This is a genomic window from Novosphingobium taihuense, from assembly GCF_007830315.1.
In the GTDB taxonomy this organism is placed as follows: Bacteria; Pseudomonadota; Alphaproteobacteria; order Sphingomonadales; family Sphingomonadaceae; genus Novosphingobium; species Novosphingobium taihuense.
The window spans coordinates 852,071-876,951 of the sequence record NZ_VLKJ01000001.1; the positions used below are offsets into that span (position 1 = coordinate 852,071).

A 24,881-nucleotide genomic window follows, 5' to 3' on the forward strand; every position below is an offset into this window, starting at 1 on the left:
ACATCAAAACGGCGCAGCGGCGCTCACGCGACAATGGAAGACGTGGCGCGCCTGGCCGGAGTTTCCCTCAAAAGCGTTTCCCGCGTGATCAATCGGGAGCCACACGTCTCCCCGAAGCTTCGGGCCAAAGTCGATGCCGCCATCGCGGCGTTAGATTACGTTCCTGACATGGCGGCGCGTTCTCTTGCCGGGTCCCGCACCTTCATCATCGGCCTGCTCATCGACAATCCCAGCCCCAACTACACCATGAAGGTGCAGACCGGCGTCTACCGCGCCTGCAGCGAGGGGCAGTACCACCTGCGGATCGACCAGATCGATTCAACGCAGCCGAACGCAGGGCTCGAGGCGTCCCTCGCCGCGATCCTGCGCAACAGTCGCTGCGATGGCTTCGTGCTGACGCCTCCATTGACCGACAATCCAGTCGTCCTCGATTTCTTTGATCGCGAAGGGGTCGATTATGTGCGTATTGCACCGGACATTGACCCGGCCCGCGCACCGGGCGTGATCATGGACGACTTTGCAGCCGCAAGCGTCGTGGCGAAGCACTTCTGGTCACTCGGACATCGTCGTTTCGGCCTCGTCACCGGGCCAGAATCTCATGGTGCCTCGCACTTCAGACGCAAGGGGTTCTTGCACGCACTCGAAGAACTGGGTGCAACGGAACCGGTTTTCGAGGCCAATGGCCGCTTCGAATTCGAAGGGGGGATCGAGGCCGGCCTGGAACTGCTCAGGGCCAATCCACGCCCGACGGCAATCTTTGCTACCAATGACGACTCAGCAGCGGGGCTGATGGTTGCCTGTTCGCGAAGCGGACTTTCGGTACCACGCGACGTCTCTGTCTGCGGCTTCGACGACAGCTGGGTAGCGAGGTCGGTTTGGCCTTATCTCACCACGATCTACCAGCCTATCGAAGAAATGGGCTATTTCGCAGCGCAGCTCATCCTTGATCGCGAACGTGACCGGCAAAAGCTCGTCACCTTGCCGTTCAGGCTGGTAGTGAGAGATTCGGTGGCTGAGGCACCAAGCTGACGAACCCTCGCGCGCTTGATTGACAGAGCGCTGATTTGCGTTCTGCCATAGAGAACGGGCGAAACCTTGCGGCCCCGCCCGTCCTTTGCCGACCTAACCCTCATGCCAGTCGGCAAGATGGGAATCAGAACTTCACGCCAGCCCGGACACCAAAGGTGCGCGGATCGGAGAACGTGACTGACCCGAATGCACCAACGCCCGCACCGGTCACCACGAGATTGTTCTCGAGGTTCTCGACAAAGCCCGCCACGTAGAAACGATCGTTCGGTGCATTGTAGGTGATCGAAGCGTCGGTCTTGCTAAAGCCGGGCTGCAGGAAATAGACGTAATTCGCCAAATCGGTCACTTCATATTGTCCACGCGCCGCAGTTTGGACGTCGAGCACAACTTTGCCGTCACCGACGGGTATCGTGTAGTTGGCACCGGCGACCCAGCTCCACTTGGGGCTGCGGTTCAATGCACGGCCTGCAAAATTGACCGAGCGGAAGCCTGTTGACGATGTGGCATCGGCATAGGTCGGTGCAAAAGTATCGTACCTCGCATCGAGGTAGTTGAGCGCGAGACGGACCGAGAAGTTGTCGATCGGCTGAATTACCGCATCAAGTTCGACGCCATCGACCTTGGCCTTTGCGGCATTACTCGTTACCTGGCAGGGACCGCCGCAAGCATTCGAAACGGCAGAGAGTTGCAGACCCGAATAGTCGTAGTGGAAGACGGTTCCGTTCAGGCGAAATTCCGGGCTGATCTTGAACTTAAATCCTGCTTCGTAAGCGGTCAGCGTTTCCGGGTCATAATACAGGTCGCTTGCCGAGAGGGCGCAATTCGGACCCTTGCCGGTTTCGCAACCGTCGTTGAAGCCGCCTGCCTTGTAGCCGGTCGAAACCGAGGCAAAGACAAGACCCAGCGGGCTATCGTAATCGATCCCTGCGCGCCAGGTGACCTTGCTGAATGTGCGCTTGGCATTGTTGGTCTGGAACGTGTTGCGGACGATGAACGTCCCGATGTTCGACGAATCGACGACCGACGAATAGATGTCGAGCACCGTTGCGCCAACGCGTGACTTGAGATCGCTCGAATAACGCACGCCACCGGTCAGCTTGAGGCCGGTAGCGATCTCGTACGTAGCCTGCCCGAATAAGGACTTGTTTTCGGCAATGGTGGGCTTCTGCGGGAAGCCAAATCGGCTGTTGGGAGCAAGGAGGTTGTTGATGAAGAAGGCAATGCCCGACTTCTCCTTGAAGTAGTAACCGCCGACCTGGACCTGAAGCGGGCCATCGCCGCCATATGCGAGGCGCAGTTCGTGCGAGGTCTGCCAGTAGCTACCATAGAAATCTGCTGTAACTGGGGTCGCGCCAAGGTTGCTAAATTCCTTGCGGTCGGACTCGCGATAGGAACCGAGGTACGTCAGCGTGACATTACCCATCGTGTAATTGAGCTCGCCCATCAGGCCCCGGTCGGTGTTGTCGCGAAAGGTGTACTGTCCCTGCGGGTTTGACAGGACACGACCGGCCTTGGCCGAAGGATCGAGATAGGTCGGACGCTCATACGTCTGGCGACCGCCGCTAACGATATTGGAGTAGAAATTCGAGACCGGCACGCCATTTGACGGGCTACCCTTCTGCCAGCTGTAATCGCCGACAAGGAGCAGGCTGAAGTCCGACGAAGGCTTGAACAGCGCTGAGAGGCGGACGGTCTTGTTGTCCTTGAACTTTCCGATACCGATACCGTCAGCAGCGTTGCCATCGATCAAGTAGCTGTCGCGCTGGTCGATGTTGGCAGCCACGCGGAATGCGATTGAATCGCTTGCCGCCAGATTGATTGCCGCAGTTGCGTTGATCGCATCGAAGCTGCCGTATGTTGCGTCAACACGTGCGCCTGTTTCGAACTTGGGCTGCACCGAGATCACGTTGATAACACCAGCGGTCGAGTTGCGACCATAGAGTGTGCCTTGCGGGCCGCGCAGCACTTCGACGCGCTCGATGTCGAAGAAGGAAACTTCCTGCGATTGCGGACGGGCGAGATAGATGCCGTTGAGCATGAAGGCGGCCGAAGGGTCACCTTTTTCAGTACCATCGGTCGACGTCACGCCGCGGATCGTGATCTGCAGGCCATTGCCGCGAACGATCGAAAGGTTCGGCACGGATTCTTCGAGCTGGGTCGGGTTGGTAATGCCCGATTGAATGAGATCGTCACCGCCGACAGCAGTCATCGCGATAGGCGTTTTCGACAGAAGCGACGACGTGCGATTGGCCGTTACAACAATGTCACCACTGTCAGTGGTGTCGCTTGCGTCCTGAGCAAACACCGGCGTCGCCGCAAGCGCCAAGACCGAAGCGAGACACGCGAACCGCAGTTTTTTCATGGTCATTCCTCCCTTTCAAACGCATCGTTGCGCGCAGACAGCGCTGTCATGAAAGGGGGGATCTCGCCAGATCAATGATCCGGTCGACACGCCTGTGGCATCCCCTTCCTGTCACGGCGTTTGTACGCGCGATGTTATTTTGTATGTCTGGCATAGCTGTTTTGACAGCGCAAGCCAATTGTGATGCAGTCCGACTATCGTTTTGCATGGGTCGGGTTAGTAGAGAGATCACCCGCAGAAGCCGATCTCGACGAAGCACGTATTCCGACCTTGCCGACGTCGGCGTGCTGTCGGCCATGGTGGGGGTTGAGGGCACGCGCTACACCCCCGGTCGGTGAGGCCGCGGCAGGACTTTGATCAGGGCGGTGTCGGGCCCCTCGCCGCACTTGAGTCAATTCGGAAGCTGCGCCGCGCTCCGTTGTGTCCCCGGACGCAAGCAAGCCGGTTCAGACCGCACAAGCATTGGCCAAGGGCTGCCAGTAGTCGCATCGGCAGGGCCTGCCCGGCTGCAAAGGCCTGGGCGAGTGCTTCTGCTCAGGCGCCGTCGCTGCGCGGCCTCGCCCATGCGAGGGTCGCGCGAACAATGGACTGCGCGAGAGCCTACATAGGCGCACCCGACTTGAAAACCGCACAAGTGTCATTGCTGCTAGCGGTTCAAAACATGTCCCAATAGGGCGGATCGCCAAAACTGGTCCGAAGGCTCTCACCGAAGGCCTTTATCTTCGCTGCGGCGCCATGGTCGCGGGGATAAGTCAGGAAGAGCTCCGCGCCCTCGGCTGGCCACCCTATGTCCACGACAGTCAGAGTACCCTGCCGGACTTCGTCGTACACGAAAAAGCTTGGGAACAGGGCCAGTCCCAAACCCGCCATTGCGGCATCGCGCATGACGATGCCGTTATTGACCCGCAGCGCACTTCGCGGCCTGACAACGGACCAGCCCGTGCCAACGGCAAATCGCCAATCCCCCGAACGGTTGGCATAGAGAATGCCGCTGTGGTCCTCGAGGTCTTTCAGAGCCGTGGGCGTCCCTCTGTTTGCGAGATAGTCGGGCGACGCAACCAGCAATCGGCGGCTCCTTGCCAGCCTGCGTGCAATCAGGCGACTATCGCCGATAGCCCCATGGCGCAGGACTGCGTCGAAGCCGCCGGTCGCCGCGTCGACAAAGCCGTCGTCGAGTTCCAGCGACATTTCGATGGCCGGATTGTCTTTGAGGAAGTTCGCGATCGCCGGACTCAGATGCAAGATTCCGAAGCCTACCGGTGCTGATATCCGCAGCGGTCCGGCCAGCTTCCCGCTGCTGGCGTCAACCTCGGCAGCAGCTTCTTCGATCTCGCGCATGATGCGCTGCGCGCGCGACAGGAAGGCCTGCCCAGCGCTGGTCAGCGTCAGCTTGCGCGTAGAGCGCTGAAGCAAGGTTACTCCAAGACTGCGTTCCAGTTCGGCAAGCCTCTCACTGACAACCGACTTGGCAAGGTTGAGCCGTCTTGAAGCGGCACTGATCGAGGTTTCCTCGACCGTGGCGATGAAGGCGGCGATACCGTCAAGCTTCATCATCGTTCGGTTTTTCCGTCAGCCAATTCCGGAATTGGATGGCTAGTTTGAACGATGCACTATCGGCATCTTCAGGTCCAGACAGCGAGACGGCAAAGGCACTTACACGACCTGTCCCGCTGGAACGCAAACCAATGGAGACTGATCATGAATGATTTTACCGGAAAGAACGTCCTCGTCCTTGGTGGCAGCCGCGGCATCGGCGCCGCGATAGTCCGCCGTTTCAGCAAGGGCGGCGCCGCCGTCGCCTTTACATATGCAGGTTCGGAGAACGCAGCTCAGGCACTCGGGCTGGAAACTGGCGCGCAGGCAATCAAGGCAAACAGCGCGGATCGCGATGCCCTCACCTCGACCGTCGCCAGTCGCGGCGTACTTGACGTGATTGTCATCAATGCAGGAACGCTGGTCATGGGCGATCCGTTGGCGCTTGCCGCTGATGACATCGACAACATGATCGATGTCAACGTCCGCGCACCGTATCATGCAGCAGTCGAAGCGGCGCGGCGAATGAACCCGAATGGTCGCATCATCATCATCGGCTCGGTCAACGGCGATCGTATGCCATTTGCCGGTGGTGCTGCCTACGCGATGACCAAGTCCGCCGTGCAGGGCATGGTGCGCGGCCTCGCCCGTGATTTCGGAGATCGGGGTATTACCGTGAACAGCATCCAGCCGGGGCCGACGGACAGTGACATGAACCCGGCCGAGGGCCCGATGGCCTCGATGATGCACGGCTTCATGGCCATCAAGCGTCATGCCAAGCCGAGTGAAATCGCCGAGTTTGCAGCGTTCATTGCCGGTCCCAATGGCGCGATCATAACCGGTGCCATGCACACCATTGACGGCGGTTTCGGCGCATAAGGCCGGAGTCGGAATTCAGACAGCTGCGGCCAGTTTAACGAACTGGCCGCAGCTGTTGACATGCCTATCTTTCCCACACCGCAGCAAGCAGCCCGAGCGTAGAGGAAGGCATAGGTTCATTTTCCTCCCGACGAGGCCCTGAATCTATAAATGCCCCCTGATGCCTAGGCGCGTGGCGATCGCCTCTTCAGCGCAGCAGGACCACCGGGCTGTGCAGGCAGCGCGTTGCCTTCTCGCGACGATCTCGCGACCACCTGACAAAAGCGTAATGTTCTGCCCACGCGCGGGAAATCGGCACCAGTCTAAGTCAGGAGTCGGTGATCGGTGTGTCATGGCGGTTCCTGACGTCCCGCCTGCGCCCATCGAGGCTCCGGTCTTTCCCGCTGGTTGAACGCGACGAAGGTCGCGGAAATGGTGATCCTTGGTTCGTCCGATTTTCTATGACCCCTCGGGTCGCCGCCGCAACTGGACGCGGCGCGGGCTGCTGTCCGTCCTGTGCGCGGTCGTAATCGCCTGTGCCATCTTCGCGACAACCGTCGTCAGCGTTCCCGCCGGACCGCCGGTTCCATTCGGTCTGGAGCGGATCACTCCGCTGCCGTTCCGCGCGCAGGTGAGCAAGATCAAGCACGGCATCAGCCGACTTCTTCCCTGGCACGCCCATCGCCAGCCCCCGACAACGACAGGGCACCCCCTGACGATCGCCTTCTATACCTCGTGGTCCGATCAGAGCACGCCCTCACTCGCCCGCCATATCGACCAGATCGATTGGGTCGCGCCGACCTTGCTGCAGTTGGCACCGGACGGAGGGCTGGTGCAGACGCAGGACGCGCCGATGCGGCGGGTAATCGCCGGCAGCCTGCATCGTCCTCTTGTCGTGCCAGTGCTCCAGAATGCCCTCAACGGGTCATGGAATGGCGCTGCTGCCGGCTTGTTGCTCAAGAGCCCGCAGCGTCGCCACCAGCTCGTTGCATCGCTTGAGGCGATGCTGGACAAGACCGGTGACGGCGGCGTGATTTACGACTTCGAAGATCTCCCGAAGAACAGCCTCGAAGATCTCGTCAGGCTGGTGGACGAAACCCGCATCAGCTTTGCCCCGCACCACCGCGTCGTCGCCGTAACCATGCCAGTCGACGATCCGTCGTGGCCTGCGGCGAAACTCGCGCGGGCGGCGGACCAGCTGATTCTGATGGCCTATGACGAGCACTGGCAGGGTGGGCAGGCCGGCCCGATTGCCTCGGACTCATGGTTTGCCTCCCGCGTTGCGTCCACGATGCTCGGCGTGCCTGCGGGAAAGGCCGTCATCGCTCTGGGAAACTATGGCTATGACTGGCATGACGGTCACGCAGACAGTCTGACGGTTGAGGAAGCCTGGCTCGCTGCGCACGACAGCGGGACGAAGCCCATGTTCGATCGCGCCAGCGGCAATCTCGGCTTTTCCTATCTCGATGACGGTGCGCGGCACGACATCTGGATGCTCGACGCCGCGACCAGCTGGAACCAGATGCAGATGCTTTCGCGCCTCGGCCTGCACAGCGTCGCGCTGTGGCGGCTTGGCTCGGAAGATCCCGGCTTCTGGTCATCGCTGAAAAGCTGGCGCAACGGACATGGCACTCCCGACCTGACCGCAATCTCGCAGCAGACGAACGTCGACGTGGAAGGCCAAGGCGAGATCCTGCGCGTGTCTGCAGAACCGCAGTCCGGGAGCAGGAGCGTTTCCTTCGCACCGGGCAGCACCCTGATTAGCCAGGAACAGTACAACCGGCTGCCGACGCCCTATGTCGTGTCCAGAACCGGCGCGCGCGACAAGATGGTATCGCTGACGTTTGATGATGGACCGGACCCGAAGTGGACGCCGCAGATCCTATCGATCCTAGAACGCTATCACGTGCCCGCGACGTTCTTCATTGTCGGCGAGAACGGCGTGACCAATCCCGGTCTGCTGTCCCGGATCGTCGCCGATGGCAACGAAATCGGCAATCACAGCTACACCCATCCCAACATGGCGGATGAAGCGAAGACCGGCATCGGGCTCGAACTCAACGCCACGCAGCGCCTGATCGAGGCCTTTACCGGCCGATCCACCCGCTTGTTCCGCGCGCCCTATTTCGGCGACGCCGAGCCGACCACGCCTGACGAGCTGATTCCGGCCCTGATCGCCCAACAGAAGGGCTACACCGTGGTTGGGCTGCACGTGGACCCTGGTGACTGGAAACGTCCGGGCGCGCAGGCCATCGTCGACCGGACCCTGCAGCAGGTTTACGCCGCAGATGCGGATCGATCGGCCAATGTCATTCTGCTCCACGACGGTGGCGGCGACCGTTCGCAGACGGTGGCGGCCCTGCCGGGCATCATTACCGGGCTGCAGAAGGCCGGATACCGCATCGTCCCGACCTCGACGCTCGCCGGGCTGAGCCGCGATCAGGTCATGCCCAGAATCTCGGGCGCAGACCTGCTTTCCGTGCGGGCCGACGTCGCCCTGTTCACTGCGCTCGACTGGTTGATCGTCGCGCTCGACTGGACGTTCTTCTTTGCCATCGCGCTTGGCATGGCGCGTGCCGTCGGCATGACCCTGCTTGCACTTCGGCGTCGCCGCGAAGCGCCAAGGGCCCTACACAGCTCCCCGGACCACCCCCTCGTCAGCGTCATCATCCCCGCATACAACGAGGAGCGCGTCATCGAAGCCTCGGTCGAGCGTATCCTGAACAGCGACTATCCAAACATCGAAGTCATCGTGGCAGACGACGGCTCGAAGGACCGGACGAGCGCACTCGTCGCCAAAGCATATGGTTCCGATCCCCGAGTCACCCTGCTGACGCTCGAGAACGGCGGAAAGGCAGCCGCCCTCAATCGCGCACTGACCGGCGCTAAAGGCGCGATCATCGTTGCCCTCGATGCCGATACGCAGTTCGAGAAGGAGACGATTTCGCGCCTCGTTCGCTGGTTCGCCGACACGCGGATCGGCGCAGTCGCCGGGAATGCCAAGGTGGGCAACCGGGTCAATCTGGTAACGCGCTGGCAAGCCGTGGAATATGTCACGGCCCAGAACATCGAGCGGCGCGCTCTGACCCGCTTCGATGCGATCATGGTCGTTCCTGGCGCTGTCGGCGCGTGGCGCCGCGCCGCGCTCGACGAAGTCGGCGGCTATCCCGAAAACACCCTTGCCGAGGATCAGGATCTCACCATCGCGATCCAGCGCAGGGGCTGGAAAATCGCCTATGACGAGGACGCAGTCGCCTGGACCGAGGCGCCCGAGACCTTCAAGGCCTTGTCCAAGCAGCGCTACCGCTGGTCCTTCGGCACGCTGCAATGCCTTTGGAAGCATCGCAAGGTTCTTCGCCAGGGACACCCGTCGGGCCTTGCCTTCATCGGCATCCCGCAGGCGTGGCTGTTCCAGATCCTCTTCGCGGTAATCTCACCTGCCATCGACCTTGCGCTTGGCGTCTCGATCATCGGAACCGCGATCCGGGTGATGCAACATGGCTGGGCGCAGACGCAGACCGATGTCCTGCGCATGGCGTTCTACTGGGCAGCGTTCACCGGCGTGGACCTTGCCTGCGGCTGGATCGCGTTCCGGCTGGACACTCGGGAAAAGCGCTTCCCGGCGCTGCTGCTGCTGGCGCAGCGGTTGGTCTACCGACAACTGATGTATTCGGTGGTCATCCGCTCGATCGGTTCGGCACTGGCAGGGCTGGGCGTCGGCTGGGGCAAGCTTGAACGGACCGGCCGGGTCAACGCCAGTGCCTCATCCAAGGGGAATCCGGATGGAGGAAACCAGCCCACCACCGTGCTCGGCAGCGGCACCTGACAGCTCCAGCCTGCCGTCATGAATCCGCGCAACCGCCGCCACCATGGCAAGGCCGAGCCCGGCACCTGGGCGGGTTCGCGCATTGTCGAGCCGCGTAAACCGATCGATCGCGCGATCCCGGTCGCTCTCGGCTATTCCAGGCCCGTTGTCGGCAACCGAGACGACGGCAATATCGCCTTCACCTCGACAAGAGACATGGATCTTGTCCCCGCCATACTTGATGGCATTGTCGATCAGGTTGGCAAGTGCTCGCGACATCAGCTCGCGGTCAATCTGGGCGCGCAAGGGCACGACGTCCCACGTCAGCGCAATGCCGGATTGCTCGGCGAGCGGTTCGTAGAGTTCGGCAAGGTCCGCCGTCACTTCGCCCAGATCCATGGGCTGGCGCCGGTCGATGATTGCGCCGGATTCCAGCCGGCTGAGTTCGAGAGCCGCCGAGAGCATGTCCTGCAAGGCCTCGGCATCGGTTCGCGCCATGGAAAGGGCGATCTCCGCCTCGCTGCCGATGTCCGCCGCCATTGCGGTTTCGATCGATGCCCGCAGTCTTGCGACGGGTGACTGGAGGTCATGCGCCAGCGTTCCGGCAACCGACTGCATCTGGCGAACAAGCTCGTCAATCCTCTCCGCCATGAGGTTCATCTGTCGCCGCAGGTGGTCGAAACCGTCGCCAGCATGTCCATCGGCAACGCGTGCGGCGAAATTGCCGGATGCGAGCGCCTCGGCTGTCGTCGCGATGGCATGCGTCCGGCGGCTGATCAGCGTGCCGAGCAATATCGCGGACACCAGCGCCAGTCCGATAGTCAAGGCAATTGTCAGGCCGATGGCTTCGGCAAAGGCAAGATCAAGGCCGCGCTCGGTGGCGGTCGATGCGCCCACGACCAGCGTGCTGCCATCGGGCAAGGTCGTGCGCATCGCCAGTGCCTCGCTCGCCGGAAGGCCGGTGGCGCTGGTCACGGTCACCGGTTCCGGCCGTTTCGCAGAGATCGACCGGGGCAGGACCTCGACGTTGCTGAGCAGTGGTGCCCCCTTGCCAGACAACGCTACGAAGATGAGCGGATCTGCAACGCTCCCTTCGCGGCGGCTGACAAAGTTTCGCAGCGCGTCCGCACCGCCTTCATAATAGGTGGCCAGCAAGTCGTCGCGCACATCCAGCACCTGCCGCGTGCGATCCTCATGCACCAAGTCCTGCACTTGCGCGCGCAGCAGATAGATCGCAGCCCCGCTCGATACGAGCTGGAACAGGAAGATCGCCGCCCCAAGCCGGGCAATCGTCGAGGAGAATAGCGCTCGCAACACCTAGTCCGCCGAAAGGCGGTAGCCAGCGCCGCGGACGGTGTGGAGCAGGGGCATGGCCTCGCCTTCATCCAGCTTCTTGCGCAGGCGGCTGATGTGAACGTCGATCACGTTTGTGCCGGGGTCGAAATGATAGTCCCAGACCGCTTCGAGCAACATCGTGCGCGTGACGACTTCGCCCGAATGCATCATCAGGTACTCCAGCAGGCGAAACTCGCGCGCCTGCAGGGCGATGCGCCTCGCGCCCCTCTTCACCTGCCGCGAAAGCCGGTCGAGTTCGAGATCGGCGCAGCGCAGGCTGGACTGCTGCGGCACGGACATGCCCTTGCCCCTGCGCTGCAGGGCGTGGACGCGGGCCAGCAGTTCGGCAAAGGAAAACGGCTTGCCCAGATAATCGTCGGCACCGGCGGTCAGACCGTCGACGCGGTCGTCGGTCGCGCCCAGCGCGGATAGCACGATCACCGGCGTCGCGATGCCCGCCGCACGCATGGCCTTGAGAATGGCAAGCCCGTCCATTCCCGGCAGCAGGCGATCGAGAATGACGACGTCGTAATCGGCGTCGGTGGCGTGGAACAACCCGTCGCGCCCGTCGCTCGCGCGGTCCGTGGTAAAGCCGTGTTCGGCAAGGCCGTTGACGATGTATTCGGCCAGCCGGTCATCGTCCTCGACGACAAGTATGCGTCCCACCATGTGAATCTCCAGCAGATGACATGCAGTTAATGTGTTCCCCACCGGACGGAAAGTGGCCTCGCCCTATCTGTGGTTCATGATCTACCCTCCCCAAGCCGCTCGCTGCCTGCCATGAGGTATGTCCTGGCCTTAGCCGCGCTGGTAACGCTGGCGTTCGCGATCTTCGGATACTTCGACGCCACGCCCTTCGTGTTTCGCGAGCCTGCCAGCCACCGCGCACGCTACCCCTTGGCCGCGATCTACTGGTCCGGCGACATGGGCTATACGCTCGGGGTCGGTCACGGGATGGTCCAGACCCTGCTCGATCACGACATTCCCGTTCTCCAGGTCAGCTCCCCGGTGCTGTTCGGTTTCCAGCGTGACCGGCCCTTCACCGAGCAGGCCATGGCCAGTTCCATTCGCGAGGCACTGGCTCGCAGCGGGGCATCCCGGGTCGCCTTGGTTGGCAATTCCTTCGGCGCGGACATGATCGGTGCTGCTGCAGGGTCGCTGCCGGCAGACCTGCGAAAGCGCGTCGCCTCGATCGTCATGGTGGTGCCGGGGACATCGGTCTATTTCCACGCCAATCCCACCGGCATCTTCTATCGCGGCCCGGGGGACTCATCACCAGAACGGACAATCCCGCAGCTGACTGGACTGCCCCTGACCTGCATCTACGGCACCGACGAAGATGAAAGTCTTTGCCGCGAGCCCGTCATGCGCATGGCACGGCGCATTCCTCTCAACTCCGGGCACATGATGCTGGGTGACCGCGACACGCTCTACGCGGCTGTCTACAGGGCCGTCCAATCGCCGCCGCCGCCCATGCGGAGATCCCAGTGAATCCCGTCCTCGCCGCTTGCACCGCCGTGGCGCTGTCCCAAGCCGTGACCAGCGCGCCAGAATCGTTCCTGCTGGGCACCTGGGCCAATCCCGAACACAGCCTCGAAGTGCGCATCGCCCGTTGCGGGGCCACACTCTGCGGCATGGTCGCCACCGCGAGCGCCGAAGAAATTGCCGATGCCCGCGATTCCGGCTCCCCCGGCCTCGTCGGCATGATGCTCTTGCGCCATTACCGTGCCGATGGCCCGGGCCACTGGTCCGGCAATGTCTTCGTTCCCGACATTGGGCGCGAACTGTCATCGCATATCGTCGCGTTGGATAAGGATCACGTCCGGGTTTCGGGATGCCTGATGGGCCGCTTCCTGTGCAAGTCGCAAGTCTGGCAGCGGGCATGAGGATGTCGCTCGCCCTCTCACATGCGCCGCGCATTCCGCGCAAGCTGCTGATTGGAATTGCCTTTCTTTGCATTGCTGTAATCGTCCTGCTGGCCATCCAGCGGATCGCCGGTGATCTCGACCCGCACCGGATAGCCGCATCCATTCGGGCCCTGCCGCCATGGCGGATCCTGTGCGCCATCGGCCTGACCGCCGTGAGCCATCTGCTGCTGACCTTTTACGACGTCATCGCGCTGCGCTGCATCGGCTCTGCAATTGCGCCGAGGACGGCGGCACGCGCAGCCTTCACGAGCTATACCCTCAGCCACAATCTCGGCTTTTCCCCGCTGACCGGAGGGTCTGCGAGAATGCGCATTTACGGCCGGGCAGGCCTCACGCCGTCGGATGTCGCGCGCATCATCGTCCTTGCGGGCATGGCATTCTGGGCAGGGGTGGTTGCCGTGGCAGGCATCAGCCTTGCCCTCGCCCCGGCGGGTGTGGCCATAGCAGGATTCGCCTTGCCATCTGGCCAGACGCATCTGCTGGGCGCAATGCTGGTCATCGCGGTCGTGGCCATACCGGCACTTGTCCGGATTATCCCTGTCGCGAGAAACGCCACCAACCGGTTTCTGCCAGTCCCCGACCTTCCGACAAGTCTGGCGCTCGTCGCTGTGGCGGCAGTTGATCTGGCGGTCGCTGCGCTAGCCCTCTTCGTTCTCGTGCCCGGGATGCCGCTATCGGCGTTTCCGCAGATCTACCTTTCCTACGCACTGGCCATCATCGCCGGATTGCTGACCCATGTTCCAGGCGGCCTCGGCGTGTTCGAGGCGGTTTTCCTGGCGGCATTGCCAACAGGTAGCCCTGCCGCGCCCTATGCTCTCGCGGCCCTCGTCGCCTATCGCGCGATCTACTACTTGCTGCCGCTCGCGTGTTCGTTGCTGATGAACACGACAATAGAAGCGCGCGGCCTCCAGCGCCTGATTTCCCCTTTTCTGCGGCCCGCCAAGGCCATTGCAGATGCCATCAGTCCTTTCGCCTTTGCTGTCCTGACGTTCGGTGGCGGATCTGTCCTGCTGCTCTCCGGCGCGCTGCCTGGCGTCGACGATCGCATGCATCGCCTTCACCAGTTCCTGCCCCTGCCCTTCATTGATGTCTCGCATCTGGCAGCCAGCCTTGTCGGAACCTTGCTGGTCCTCGTCGCCCCGGCCCTCGCTTCGCGGCTAGAAAGCGGCCTGAAAGTCGCGCGCGCGCTTTTTCTGCTGGGAGCCTGCTTTTCGCTGGCCAAGGGCCTCGACTACGAGGAAGCATCCGTCATGCTGGTCCTGGCAGGCCTTTTGCAGCTGGCATCGCCTGCGTTTTACCGCAAGACGGCAGGGGCGTTCACATCGCAGAGCCGTGGCTGGCTGGTCGCCGCTCTGGCAGCAGTCTGCCTCGCCGCATCCAGTGGGATCGTCGCTTATCGCCAGTTGCCCTACGATACGGAGCTGTGGTGGCAGTTCGTGCTGCATGGCGACGCCTCGAGCTTCCTGCGCGCCTCCTTTGGCACTGGGATTCTTGCAACCGCCATCGCGATCCGCAGCCTCCTTGGAAGCTCACGGCGACTGGGCGGCCTTTCCTCGCTCCCTGATGCGATCTATCGCAATGCCACAGGTCATTCCTCGCGCAGCGACTCAGCCCTCGCGTACACTGGCGACAAGCGCTTCCTGATCAACCCTTCCGGCGATGCCTTCGTCATGTTCCGACCCTGCGGCAACAGCTGGATCGTCATGGGCGATCCCGTTGGCCCGTTCCAGCGCTGGCGCGACCTTGTCTGGGACCTCAGGATGCAAAGTGACCGCTGCAACGCCCGCCTGTGCTTCTACCAGGTGAGCGACCGGATGTTGCCGCTGATCGTCGATCTCGGGCTCAAGCCGATGAAATACGGGGAAGAGGCGATCATCGACCTGCAAGGTTTCACGCTCTCAGGTCCGAAGCTCAAGAACGTACGCAATGCCCACGCCCGCGCACAGCGGGAAGGGCTGCGCCTGCAGATCGTTCCGCCAAGCGAGGTGCCGCAATGGTTCGACAGGGTCAATGCCTTGTCCGATGTCTGGCTCAGGCTGCGGGGAACGAAGGAAAAGTCCTTCAGCCTCGGCCACTGTGCGCTCGATTATCTGGCGCGATCCGAACTCGCTCTCGTCTTCGCGCAAGACGGCGATAGCCTCATGGCCTTCGCCAATATCTGGAAGTCGGGCGACGGCCGCGAATACTCGGTCGATCTGATGCGCCATGCACCCGATGCCCCGCCCGGGACCATGGACTTCCTGCTCGTCGAACTCTGCCGCGTTGCCCGCCAGCAGGAGTTCGAGCGGTTCAATCTCGGCATGGCTCCGCTTTCGGGGCTGTCCGGCGGAAAGCTCGCACCGCTCTGGGCGCGGCTGGCGAACATGGCCTTCGCCTCCGAAGGCCTGCGCTACAACTTCGGCGGCCTCAGGCGCTTCAAGGAAAAGTTCGCCCCGCGCTGGGAAAATCGCTTCATCGCCATCGCCGAAGGGAATGGCGGCAGAGTATCCCTGCTCAACCTCCTCGCTACCATCGGCCTCTGATACGTGCAACGGCTTCGGGAAATGGGGCGGATGAATTAATCAGCATATTTCATTCTTATGACCTTACGAAAATACTAAAAACTTTTCGCGCTTTCTCCTCATGTATAGTAGTAATGTTCTGTAATTTTCCATTCTCCTCCCTGCAATTTAATGGCGTTTATCATTGATCTCAAATATCATTCTACAAACAGAACTAGAGCCTATTAGAAATTAAAACAGTCAACGTGGCCCAGCAATTGCTTCACGATCCTATTCGCTTGCCTTTCCCAGCTTATCTCATGCTTCCTCAGCCAATCATCATCGTGGTATGTGCAAGCGTAACGGTCACCTCCGTCGCACAGCAGCGTCACGATGCTGCCCCTCTTGCCCGCCGCCACGAGGTCATCTGCGATTGCAAGGCAGGCGACAAGGTTGGTCCCAGTTGAGCCACCGACATTGCGTCCAAGCACAAGAGACAGAGCACGCATTGCTGCAATCGAGTCCGCATCGTTCACCGCGATCATGCGGTCGATCACGCCCGGTATAAAGCTTGGTTCGACACGCGGCCGTCCAATGCCTTCGATCTGACTGGCACACCCCTCTGGCAGGGCCGTTACCGCAGGATCGGCGTAGTGACGATGGAAAACCGAATGCTCCGGATCGGCGACGCACAAGCGCGTTTCATGTCGTTGGTAGCGGATGTAGCGACCAATTGTCGCCGAGGTGCCGCCTGTTCCGGCGCCGCAGACGATCCAAGCCGGCACAGGATGATCCTCCTGCGCCATCTGCGCAAAGATGCTTTCGGCGATGTTGTTGTTGCCTCGCCAGTCGGTCGCACGTTCGGCATAGGTGAACTGGTCGAGGTAATGACCACCTGTCTCGTCTGCTAGCCGTTGCGCGACATCATAGACCGTTCGCGGATCATCGACCATGTGGATCTCGCCTCCTTGGAAGCGAATGGCATCAAGCTTGGGCATCGCCGTCGATGCAGGCACCACGGCGATGAAGCGCAGGCCCAGCATCTTGGCAAAATAGGCTTCGCTGACCGCAGTCGAACCTGAAGACGCCTCGATCACACAAGTGTCAGGCCCGATCCATTCGTTGCACAAGGCATAGAGAAACAGCGAACGCGCCAGGCGGTGCTTGAGGCTGCCGGTCGGATGGCTGCTTTCGTCTTTCAGGTAGAGCGTCACGCCGGGATGCATTGGCAGAGACAGCCTTATCAGGTGCGTGTCTACCGAGCGGTTGAAGTCTGCCTCGATCTGGCGAATGGCTTCGCTTGACCATGTGCGATTGCATTGAGCCTTCATCGCAGGTTCCATTTCACGATCTGCTGCATGATCATTTCAGGGCGACAATGGCATCGACTTCGACGGCCACCCCAAGCGGAAGCGTGGATACACCGACCGCGCTGCGGGCATGACGTCCAGTATCCCCGAACACATCCTGCATGAGTTCCGATGCGCCGTTCGCGACAGCGGGTTGAGCGGTGAAATCCGCCGTCGAGTTTACGAAAACCCCCAGCCTGACGATGCGCGCGACCCGATCGAAGTCTCCGAGTGCGCCCTTGATCTGCGCAAGCACCATGACCGCGCAGGCCCGCGCGGCGGCGACGCCTTGCTCGACATCAAGCTCTCCCCCCAACCGCCCACAGATCAGCGATCCATCGGCGCGGAATGGCAGTTGGCCCGATACGTGGAGCAGGCCACCCGCTTCGACGCAAGGCACGTAACTGGCGACAGGCGATGCCGGAGACGGAAGGGCAATGCCAAGGTCTTCGAGGCGAGCGGAGATAGTCATGGGCGGATCATTGCCTCTTCGTGAAGGATGGATCGGCTGCGCATCGCAAGCGGAGTGCTGCGACCGATCAGCCAAGTATCTCGTCGATTTCCTTGGCCAGGCGGGTCCGGCTGCGTTCACGCAGGGCGATTGTCCTGCCGTTTGCCAGAAGCGCCAGGTGAGGAATGCCCTGCACGCCAAACCTGTCCGCAATCGCGGGGTTCTCATCGACGTTGACCTTCACCACCTTCACGTCGCCTTCGTAAACGGAAGCGAGGCCCTCGATCGTGGGCAGGAGCGCAAGGCAGGGGCCGCACCACGGGGCCCAGAAGTCGATCAGGACCGGCTTGTCGCTTTTCTCGATTTCGACCTCGAAGGTGGCATCCGATACCGCCATGACATCTGCGCTCATCTTCTGATCCTCGGGCTTGATTGAATGATAGGGGCTATGTCGGGACCGGAGCCGAACGGTGCGCTCCTCGCTCCGACCGTGATCTCGTCAGGCGCTGCGAATGAGCCTGAGGACCGTATCCATCGTCTCGCGAATGATCGTGTCCTTCCGGCCTTGCGCTGCCGCTCGTATTTCCGCCATGCGGCCCATCATCTGCTCGAGATACTCGGCCGAGAGAACGCGGGCGGACTCGGGATGCGCTTCCAGCGGGTCGGGATCGACAAGTCCGATCTCGTCGCGTGGCGCGGTCGCCATCGCTTTCCACCCGAGCAGCATGTGCGCGCGATCCGACCGTTCCTCATCGGTCATGAACGCTGTTTCCTCGAACATCAGGCAGTTGAAGAACATGGGCTCGAACAGGCCCGTGAATTCATGCGAGACGGTAGCGATCGGCCAGGCGATGCCTTCGATGAAACTCGCAATCCGGTAGGCCCAGGCATCGCCATCGCTGGCTGCAGCAGACATCGCCGCGCGCTGAACGCCGCGCCATTCGCCACGCGAGACGCTTTGGCCGGCAAGCTCGCGATCCCACAGATCGCGGATCTGCCCGGCAGCTTCGACCAGAGCGGGACTGACGTGGACTGCGAGGGGAAAGTCCGGGCGCAGTATCAGATCCATGCAATGGCGTGCAAAGCGCGGAACAGTCATGCCGAGCTCCGCACCGGGCGCGATGGCATCGAGCCATTCGGTGCCGAATGCCAGCAGCGCCTCGTTCCCCGCAATCGCAGCGGCATCGCTCGCGGGGGTCTTGGTGATGCCCATTGTCAGGAGGCACTCGCAGAGCTTTGCCAGATCAGCAGGAATGCCCGTTCGCTGTTCGAACGTCTCCCGGTCGTCGGTGCGTCCCAGCAAGCCACTGATCGAACTCGCCTTGCCGTGGCCGTTCCACACCAGATCGACATCGGGCACCACAGCGCGGGCAAGCCACAGCTTTCGCACGGGTTCGATCATGCTGACCTTGACGGCCTGACTGGAGTTGAAGGCTTGGAGGGTCATGCTTGCGCGCTCAGGGCAGGATATCGTCGAGTTCGGCGGCAAGCTGCGTGCGCGTGCGCGAAACAAGCCGCGCGATCGGTGCGCCGGCACTGGCCAGATACAATTGCGGAATGGACTGAACGTTGAACTTCGCCTTCAAGGCCGGGCTTGCGTCAATATCGATCTTCACGATTTTCAACGCGTCCGAATACATCGGCGCCAAGGCTTCGAGTGCCGGCAACAAGGCACGGCAAGGCGCGCACCACGGTGCCCAGAAGTCGATCAGGACCGGCAAGGCGCTGTTCACGACTTCGGCCTCGAAATTGTCCTCGTCTACAGCGATGATGGTACTGGCCATGGGTCTGTCAGTCCGGAAGCCGCATGCGGGCTCTCGCTACCGCATGTCGGAAAGAAGCAATGCCGCCCGGTTGCGCCGCCGCTGACGGGCCGCAAACCGGGCGCACGGTGGCATCAGAAATGCTTGCGCAGCGAAAGGGTGAACCGTTGCAGCCGGGGATCGCCGAAAGACGAATAGCCCAGTTGATCAACACCCGATGCGATGGTCGGCGGCTTCTGGTCAAACAGGTTCTGAATGCCGACGCGGATGCTCGAACCACCGAGAATCCCGCCAGTCTTGAAATCGTAATTCACATAAATGTCGCTGTAAGTCTGGCCGCGGACCTTCCCCGAGCCCTGCCAGGTTTCCTTCTGATTGCAGGTGAAGTCAGTCAGGAAGGATTCGCATATCCTGTAGCTGCCATAGATCTGCGTGTTCCAGCCAGCGCTCCAACTGCCGCTTTTCCAATCGACGCCGACATTCCCGCGCCATTTCAACGGCCCTTCGAAGAAGCCAGCCCGATTGACCGATGGCTTGCCCGCCAGGGTGGTCAGGCTCAGCTCGCTCGTATGCGTGGCAACGCCGTAGAAGTGCAGGCTCCCGATACCGGTATTGTCGAGGTTGTAGTCGGCCTGGATATCGACCGCGCGCAACTTGGACTTGGACAGATTCAAGGCAGTCGTGTCGATGGCGGTGATCGGACCGGGCGTGCCCGGCGCATCGCCCGGCAGGTTCGGCCCGCGGGTGATGCGACCCGGGAACGCGGCCGCATTGGCCAGGTAGAACGTCACAGGAAGGTTCAAGACCTCGTCACTCTTTCGTATCGAGGTCAGGTCGACCGAAAGGCGCAGACCGGGCACGAACCTCGGGGTCAGGATGACGCCTGCAGAAAAGCTGTTGGACCTTTCTGGCTTCAGGTTCGGATTACCACCCCCCGTTATAGACAACGGGCCCGGTATCAGAGCATTTTCGCGTGCTGGGTCACGAAGATTAAGAAGAAAGATCAGGAAGTTGCTGAAGATCGCAGGCGGCTCTGATCGAATGTCGCCAAGCCTCGGCGGCAAGAAGCCATTGCCCCAGCTTGCACGAAACGTGATGTCCTTGATGGGTTCGTACTTGAACCCGAAGGTATAGTTCGTGGCAGAGAGCTTGTTGATGGATGCAGCCTGCTCCGGGAACGGACCAGTCTCACTGTCAACCGGGATCGACGATCCCGAATAGCGCGTCTCGTATCGGTCATGGCGCACCGAGCCCATGATTTCCAGGGCGTGAATGAAGGGCACGTCATTCGCCTCCCCGATGATCGGGGCGCGCAGTTCGAGGTATCCGGATTCGACATTGCGAACTGCCTTGGGCGACCAGAAATAGTTGGTGAGTCCGAAGAACGAAGATGCGTTTACGGTCTCGTCGCTCGATTCCCAGCGCTTTTCCAGAAGGGCTGTCGCCGTCAGGTTGCCGCCCGGCAACTTCACAAGAGGGCCGCCAAGACGCAAAGATGCAGTCTCCAGTGTCGCGCCACTTGCTCCGACCGATTCAAATACGTCGAAGAGCGAAAGGGGGTTCGTCAGAGGGTGGGCTCGCAAATCGGTAAATGCCGCAGCTTGCAGAATGGCTTCACCATCGAACGATGGGCCTAGGACGGTGTTGCTGACACTGCGGCTCTTGCTTTGAAGCCAATCATACTCGAGCGCGGCACTCCATTGACCGGGCAGGCGGATGATTGCGCCGACGTTTACGCGCTTATTGCGGGTGTTCTGGGTTTGCGCAAAGCCGTCGGGAATATCGATGAACCGAAGCACATCCTGCTGAAACGGGTTCGACGGCGCATCTGCGGGCACATAAAGCGGCAAGGAGATGGGGGTGAGATTTGTGCTCTTCGATTCATCGCGCGAAAAATCGGCGAACACCTCGACGCTTTTCCCGAACTCCCTGCGCACGTTGAAATTGTAGTTTGTGACATCCGGCGCCGTCCAGATCGGCACATTCGAACGGTCATATACCAGTTTGCCCGAACGCGCGGCTAGATCGGACAGGTTGCCGGAGTAGTTATCGGGTATGCTCGTGACCGAGGAACCGAGCGCCGTACCGCTTTTCAGAATCAGCGGATCGTTCGAACAGTCGAAACCGTCAAGGGTCGAGCAGATGTTGGGGCCACCGAGCAGAACGCTCTGATTGGCAGGGTCATTGCGGAACTGCAGTTCGGCTCCGCGGCGGAAGAAATTGCGGTCGCTGGCCACAAGGGTCTCGGCGCGAGACCTTGAGAACGAGCCCATCACGCGCATTCGCCCCTCGTCGAATGTCAGACCGCCATTGATGCTCAGGAAGCTCTGACCTGCCTTGAAGTCGGTGGAATCGTTGTAGCGGGCTTCAAGATCGAGGCCCGAGTAGTTGCGCTTCAGGATGATGTTGATGACACCACCTGTCGCTCCACCACCGTAAATGCCGCTCGCCGTTGACGGCAGAACCTCTATTCGCTCGATCTGCGCGATCGAGATGCCGTTGATGTTCGGCTGCCCGAACGTGTCACCGCCGGCTATGCTGGGAAGGCGCCGACCATCGACAAGAACGAGTGTCTCGTCAGCTCCCAGCCCGCGCAAGTCCAGACGCCCTGCAGCCGAGGTTGGCGGGCCCGCTTGCGACTGCGTCACTTGCGTCGCATTCATCGGCAGGCGCGCCTGAAGAAAGTCCTCGATATTCTGTGCCCCGCTCTGCTTCAGCAGTTCGGAGTCGAATACGACGTATGGCTGGATATCGTCGCGATCACGGGGAATGTCGTTGTTGAGCGAGCGCTGTCCCGTGACGAGGATTTCAGCCACGCCTCCCGATTCCTGAGGCGTAGCCTCGGAATCCGTGCTGGCGTATGCCGCCGGTCCGGCAAGCACGATCGCCAGCACAAGGCCGCTTGCGCCAAGCCAATGCCTTGTGCCCGAAAACATCTTCATTGCGCTCATTGAACTGGCCTTCCCTCAAGGCGGTTATTCCCCACCCGCCTAGACGCACGGCTGCCGTGTTTCCTCCATTGCCAGCGTCACAAAAATGCAAAGGCCCGGTCGCGACGGTTCGGTTGCGCCCCTCGACGGACAGGGGGGTGTGCTGCCACCATCAGGATGGCTGGCCTTGCAGTGGCGAAACCTCGGCCACGCCGTTCTCGATCAGCAGTCGCCGATCGTGATAGGCGGCAACGCTCTGACGATGCGCCACCGAGATGATCGCGGCATTGGGCAACCGTTCGACCAGCGCCTTGTAGAGTTGTTCCTCGGACCCGGCGTCGAGTGCACTCGTCGCCTCATCCACGAAGAGAAAATCGGGATGAGCCAGAATTGCCCGCGCCGCAGCAATGCGCTGCTGCTCGCCAGGCGATAGAATGCGGCTCCACGGCATGTAGCTGTGCAACTGCGGTGCCAGCCGCGCAAGGCCAAGAGCTTCCAGGAGCTGGACATATTCGGCATCGCCACGAGAGTCCGGATCGTCCGGATAGGACATGAGGGCCGCAAGGGTGCCGTCAGGCATGTAGTTTCGCTGGGGCAGAAACGCGACCTTGGCGTTGCCGGGCAGTTCGACGTCACCTTTTCCGTAAGGCCAGAGACCGGCGATGCTTCTGAGCAAGGTGCTCTTGCCTGCCCCTGAACCGCCTTGGACCAGCAGGCGGGAGCCAGGCGTGATCTTCAACTCATCCAGCTCAACCATGGGTTGACCATTGGGATAGGAGACCCTGAGACCGTTGACTTCGACGCTCCGGTCGGCCGAATCCCTGACGGTGATGCCACTGTCCATCGGTACGGAGAGCAGATCCTCAAACAGCTGAAGTCGTGCGACGGCCGAGCGCAGAATCGCAAGTTCGGCGTACTGAGTAACGATGGCGCTGATACCCATGTAGACCGCAGTGAATGATCCCATGACGATCTGGATGTCACCCACCTGCATTCTCCCATCGAGCACGAAGGGAATGCAGATCAGGTAGGGGAACAGGAACATGAAGGTCTCCGGCAGGCCGGTGACGATCGTGATCCGCATGTTCGCCAGCGTGTAGGCGCGCCAGTTGACCCGGATCAGGTCAAAGGTGTTGGCCAGCCGCTTGCGTTCGAGCGCTCCCGCGCGGGCAAACGCAATGGATTCGCCGTTGCCCCGGATCGCCTGCATTTCCAGACGAAACTGCGCCTCAAGCCGCTGGCGAACAACCTCTGCACGGGTAAGCAACCGGCCGACCCAGTGGACCAGCACCGTCATGACAATCGCAAGCGTGAATGCCACGTAGACAAGCAGGCCGGGAACCGGCTCGGTCATGCCCACCGAGGGGAATACCAGTGGGGGCGAAAGCCGCCAGAGCTGCGAAGTATACAGGAACACGCCAAAGACAGATGCAACGACAGAAACGCCGATGAGGGTCACCTTCTCCACGAAGGTAAAGATGTCTTCCTGGATGCGCTGTTCAGGATAATCTATTTGCGCCCGCTGTTCGAGATGGAAGTAGCGGTTGTCCTGCATCCAGCTATCGAGCAGGCGGGTCGTCAACACCTTGCGCATCCGGATGCGCAATGCGAGGCGTGTCCACACACCGACCATGTTCAGGATGGCCATTCCGGCGCTGTAGAGCAGAATTTCGGTGACGATCCCCGGGATTTCGGTCCCGTTCCTGGCGGCCAGCGCACTGACAATGGCCGCAAAGCCCAGTTGCATCTTGAGCAGCACCGCCACAGTCACGGTGCTTTGCGCGAACTGGTAGGCGATCAGAAAGACGCCGATTACGGGTTCGGCCTTGATGTATCGCCAGATCATCCCGGCGCCGTACTTCACATGCAGCCAGACCGTGCCCGGCGGAACCTCCGGGGGCCTTTCGTCCCGAGCAGCGCTCTGTGCGGATGGATCGATCAGGTCGGTTTCGGTCATCTCGGGAATCTCGGTCAATGGTGTCGGGTACGATGGGAAAGGCTGGGGCGGAGCCAGTCAGCTATCGGATCGCAATAGCCCAAGGATTTGATCCATCTGCTGGCGCAGCATTCTGGTCATGAGCCGGCGCGCAGAATTCTTGGCCGCACTCATGCGCGACATCACGGCAGGCTGCGAGTTCTCGAACATTGCGCGTTCCACGTCAGGCAAGTGGGATAGAATAGCTTCGTCGGATGCACCGGCGAAACGTTGCTCGCCGCGCGCCCGCGCGAGTGTACGGGCGCCGTTTGCCGCCTTTGCCCAGATCGCACGATCCTGGGGGGACAGTAGCTCCGCAGCAAGGGCCTGCAGCAAGCCGTGCAGGAAGCTGTGACATATCGCTGGAAACTCCGGCGCAAAGCCAGAAATCGACCACGGCAGAGATTCCACAAGTTCTGCAAATGGATACGCTGCTGGCTCACTAGATGCCTCCGACGCGCAGAGAGCGCCGGCGCGGACGGCTCGCCACTCCTGACGGGAAACCGCCTCTCCCTGCAACTCACGCGTCCAAAGGGCCACGATGTCGTCAGCCGCCGCACGTACTTCTGGTGAAACATGCTGCACAAGCGGAATGTCGTCGGACATCATTCCGGACAGAAACACCGGCAGGAAACGCGACACGACGCTGCTCAACTCGTGTGCGACATCGAGCGCCTCCAGCCATTCGATGCCGAAGGCCAAGATCCTGTCATCTCCCGACAGGGTCGTGCCGAAAGGCGCTTCTGGATCATCGACGAAGGAAATGCCGGCGTTGATCAGCGTCTCGCACAATAGCGCCAGTTCAAGAGGTATCCCTGTCCGCCCCGTAAAGGCTTCGGGATCGCCGGTTTCGCCGATGGTCCCCGTCAATGAGGCAAAGCCACGATCGGGCGACCACTTCATATAGATAAGCGGCATGATCTGCCGCGCTTCCCAGCGTATCCGAACTCGATCAAGCGTGGCGGCTTTCAATGCCGCATCGCCCAGAAACGCTCGAACTGACATCTACGACATCCCCTAGATTGCTATCGGGGGGCACAGGCTGGTTTGCTACTTTCGAGCATCGTTCCCCCGGAAACCGGA

18 protein-coding genes are annotated in these 24,881 nt (G+C 61.2%); 6 read left to right on the plus strand and 12 right to left on the minus strand.

Going from position 1 to position 24,881, the window contains the following annotated elements; translation table 11 throughout:
- Positions 1-33: 33 nt before the first annotated feature.
- Complete coding sequence (locus tag IQ25_RS04105; protein ID WP_258536947.1) at positions 34-1,029, plus strand: LacI family DNA-binding transcriptional regulator; 996 nt, start codon at positions 34-36, stop codon at positions 1,027-1,029.
- Positions 1,030-1,153: 124 nt separating this feature from the next.
- Here IQ25_RS04105 and IQ25_RS04110 read toward each other — a convergent pair whose 3' ends face one another.
- A complete protein-coding gene (locus IQ25_RS04110; RefSeq protein WP_144902554.1) occupies positions 1,154-3,391 on the minus strand; it encodes a TonB-dependent receptor in 2,238 nt (745 codons plus the stop codon).
- A gap of 654 nt (positions 3,392-4,045) precedes the next feature.
- Positions 4,046-4,945, minus strand: a complete 900-nt coding sequence (locus IQ25_RS04115) for a LysR family transcriptional regulator (RefSeq protein WP_144902556.1) — start codon at positions 4,943-4,945, stop codon at positions 4,046-4,048.
- A gap of 144 nt (positions 4,946-5,089) precedes the next feature.
- Here IQ25_RS04115 and bdcA point away from each other — a divergent pair, with 144 nt between their 5' ends.
- Positions 5,090-5,803 (plus strand): SDR family oxidoreductase, encoded by a 714-nt coding sequence (gene bdcA / locus IQ25_RS04120; RefSeq protein ID WP_144902559.1) that lies wholly within the window; start codon positions 5,090-5,092, stop codon positions 5,801-5,803.
- A 421-nt stretch (positions 5,804-6,224) separates the two neighbouring features.
- Positions 6,225-9,608 (plus strand): glycosyltransferase, encoded by a 3,384-nt coding sequence (locus IQ25_RS04125; protein WP_144902562.1) that lies wholly within the window; start codon positions 6,225-6,227, stop codon positions 9,606-9,608.
- Here the strand turns inward: IQ25_RS04125 and IQ25_RS04130 are convergent.
- Both IQ25_RS04130 and IQ25_RS04135 read right to left on the minus strand, forming a co-directional pair.
- A complete protein-coding gene (locus tag IQ25_RS04130; RefSeq protein ID WP_258536942.1) occupies positions 9,546-10,904 on the minus strand; it encodes a sensor histidine kinase in 1,359 nt (452 codons plus the stop codon). The two genes, IQ25_RS04125 and IQ25_RS04130, sit on opposite strands and share 63 nt — an antisense overlap.
- Positions 10,905-11,591, minus strand: a complete 687-nt coding sequence (locus tag IQ25_RS04135; RefSeq protein ID WP_144902565.1) for a response regulator transcription factor — start codon at positions 11,589-11,591, stop codon at positions 10,905-10,907.
- A gap of 111 nt (positions 11,592-11,702) precedes the next feature.
- Here IQ25_RS04135 and IQ25_RS04140 point away from each other — a divergent pair, with 111 nt between their 5' ends.
- The 3 genes from IQ25_RS04140 to mprF are packed head-to-tail and all read left to right on the plus strand — an operon-like array spanning position 11,703 to position 15,372.
- Positions 11,703-12,413, plus strand: a complete 711-nt coding sequence (locus tag IQ25_RS04140; protein WP_144902568.1) for an alpha/beta fold hydrolase — start codon at positions 11,703-11,705, stop codon at positions 12,411-12,413.
- A complete protein-coding gene (locus IQ25_RS04145; protein ID WP_258536943.1) occupies positions 12,410-12,808 on the plus strand; it encodes a DUF2147 domain-containing protein in 399 nt (132 codons plus the stop codon). Before IQ25_RS04140 ends, IQ25_RS04145 begins: the two co-directional genes overlap by 4 nt.
- Positions 12,805-15,372, plus strand: coding sequence for a bifunctional lysylphosphatidylglycerol flippase/synthetase MprF (mprF, locus tag IQ25_RS04150; protein ID WP_158637662.1), 2,568 nt, complete (start codon positions 12,805-12,807; stop codon positions 15,370-15,372). The genes IQ25_RS04145 and mprF overlap by 4 nt, the downstream gene beginning before the upstream one ends.
- Before the next feature lie 203 nt (positions 15,373-15,575).
- Here the strand turns inward: mprF and IQ25_RS04155 are convergent, their stop codons facing one another.
- The 8 genes from IQ25_RS04155 to IQ25_RS04190 form a co-directional block, all read right to left on the minus strand.
- Positions 15,576-16,661 (minus strand): PLP-dependent cysteine synthase family protein, encoded by a 1,086-nt coding sequence (locus tag IQ25_RS04155; RefSeq protein ID WP_144902573.1) that lies wholly within the window; start codon positions 16,659-16,661, stop codon positions 15,576-15,578.
- Between the two features lie 31 nt (positions 16,662-16,692).
- Complete coding sequence (locus IQ25_RS04160; RefSeq protein WP_144902576.1) at positions 16,693-17,151, minus strand: RidA family protein; 459 nt, start codon at positions 17,149-17,151, stop codon at positions 16,693-16,695.
- Between the two features lie 67 nt (positions 17,152-17,218).
- The gene (locus tag IQ25_RS04165) at positions 17,219-17,542 is read right to left on the minus strand and encodes a thioredoxin family protein (protein ID WP_246415382.1); all 324 of its coding nucleotides are present in this window, start codon (positions 17,540-17,542) and stop codon (positions 17,219-17,221) included.
- Positions 17,543-17,629: 87 nt separating this feature from the next.
- Complete coding sequence (locus IQ25_RS04170; RefSeq protein WP_144902579.1) at positions 17,630-18,577, minus strand: hypothetical protein; 948 nt, start codon at positions 18,575-18,577, stop codon at positions 17,630-17,632.
- Positions 18,578-18,587: 10 nt separating this feature from the next.
- Complete coding sequence (locus tag IQ25_RS04175; RefSeq protein ID WP_144902582.1) at positions 18,588-18,914, minus strand: thioredoxin family protein; 327 nt, start codon at positions 18,912-18,914, stop codon at positions 18,588-18,590.
- A gap of 113 nt (positions 18,915-19,027) precedes the next feature.
- Complete coding sequence (locus tag IQ25_RS04180) at positions 19,028-21,844, minus strand: TonB-dependent receptor domain-containing protein (protein WP_144902584.1); 2,817 nt, start codon at positions 21,842-21,844, stop codon at positions 19,028-19,030.
- 151 nt (positions 21,845-21,995) lie between these two features.
- Positions 21,996-23,780, minus strand: coding sequence for an ABC transporter ATP-binding protein/permease (locus IQ25_RS04185; RefSeq protein ID WP_144902587.1), 1,785 nt, complete (start codon positions 23,778-23,780; stop codon positions 21,996-21,998).
- A gap of 57 nt (positions 23,781-23,837) precedes the next feature.
- Positions 23,838-24,803, minus strand: coding sequence for a hypothetical protein (locus IQ25_RS04190; protein WP_144902592.1), 966 nt, complete (start codon positions 24,801-24,803; stop codon positions 23,838-23,840).
- Between the last annotated feature and the right edge of the window lie 78 nt (positions 24,804-24,881).

Coding starts and splice junctions, on each gene's coding strand:
- IQ25_RS04105 (WP_258536947.1), top strand. CDS start 34: ATGGAAGACGTGGCGCGCCTGGCCGGAGTTTCCCTCAAAAGCGTTTCC.
- IQ25_RS04110 (WP_144902554.1), bottom strand. CDS start 3,391: ATGAAAAAACTGCGGTTCGCGTGTCTCGCTTCGGTCTTGGCGCTTGCG.
- IQ25_RS04115 (WP_144902556.1), bottom strand. CDS start 4,945: ATGATGAAGCTTGACGGTATCGCCGCCTTCATCGCCACGGTCGAGGAA.
- bdcA (WP_144902559.1), top strand. CDS start 5,090: ATGAATGATTTTACCGGAAAGAACGTCCTCGTCCTTGGTGGCAGCCGC.
- IQ25_RS04135 (WP_144902565.1), bottom strand. CDS start 11,591: ATGGTGGGACGCATACTTGTCGTCGAGGACGATGACCGGCTGGCCGAA.
- IQ25_RS04140 (WP_144902568.1), top strand. CDS start 11,703: ATGAGGTATGTCCTGGCCTTAGCCGCGCTGGTAACGCTGGCGTTCGCG.
- mprF (WP_158637662.1), top strand. CDS start 12,805: ATGAGGATGTCGCTCGCCCTCTCACATGCGCCGCGCATTCCGCGCAAG.
- IQ25_RS04155 (WP_144902573.1), bottom strand. CDS start 16,661: ATGAAGGCTCAATGCAATCGCACATGGTCAAGCGAAGCCATTCGCCAG.
- IQ25_RS04160 (WP_144902576.1), bottom strand. CDS start 17,151: ATGACTATCTCCGCTCGCCTCGAAGACCTTGGCATTGCCCTTCCGTCT.
- IQ25_RS04165 (WP_246415382.1), bottom strand. CDS start 17,542: ATGAGCGCAGATGTCATGGCGGTATCGGATGCCACCTTCGAGGTCGAA.
- IQ25_RS04170 (WP_144902579.1), bottom strand. CDS start 18,577: ATGACCCTCCAAGCCTTCAACTCCAGTCAGGCCGTCAAGGTCAGCATG.
- IQ25_RS04175 (WP_144902582.1), bottom strand. CDS start 18,914: ATGGCCAGTACCATCATCGCTGTAGACGAGGACAATTTCGAGGCCGAA.
- IQ25_RS04180 (WP_144902584.1), bottom strand. CDS start 21,844: ATGAGCGCAATGAAGATGTTTTCGGGCACAAGGCATTGGCTTGGCGCA.
- IQ25_RS04185 (WP_144902587.1), bottom strand. CDS start 23,780: ATGACCGAAACCGACCTGATCGATCCATCCGCACAGAGCGCTGCTCGG.
- IQ25_RS04190 (WP_144902592.1), bottom strand. CDS start 24,803: ATGTCAGTTCGAGCGTTTCTGGGCGATGCGGCATTGAAAGCCGCCACG.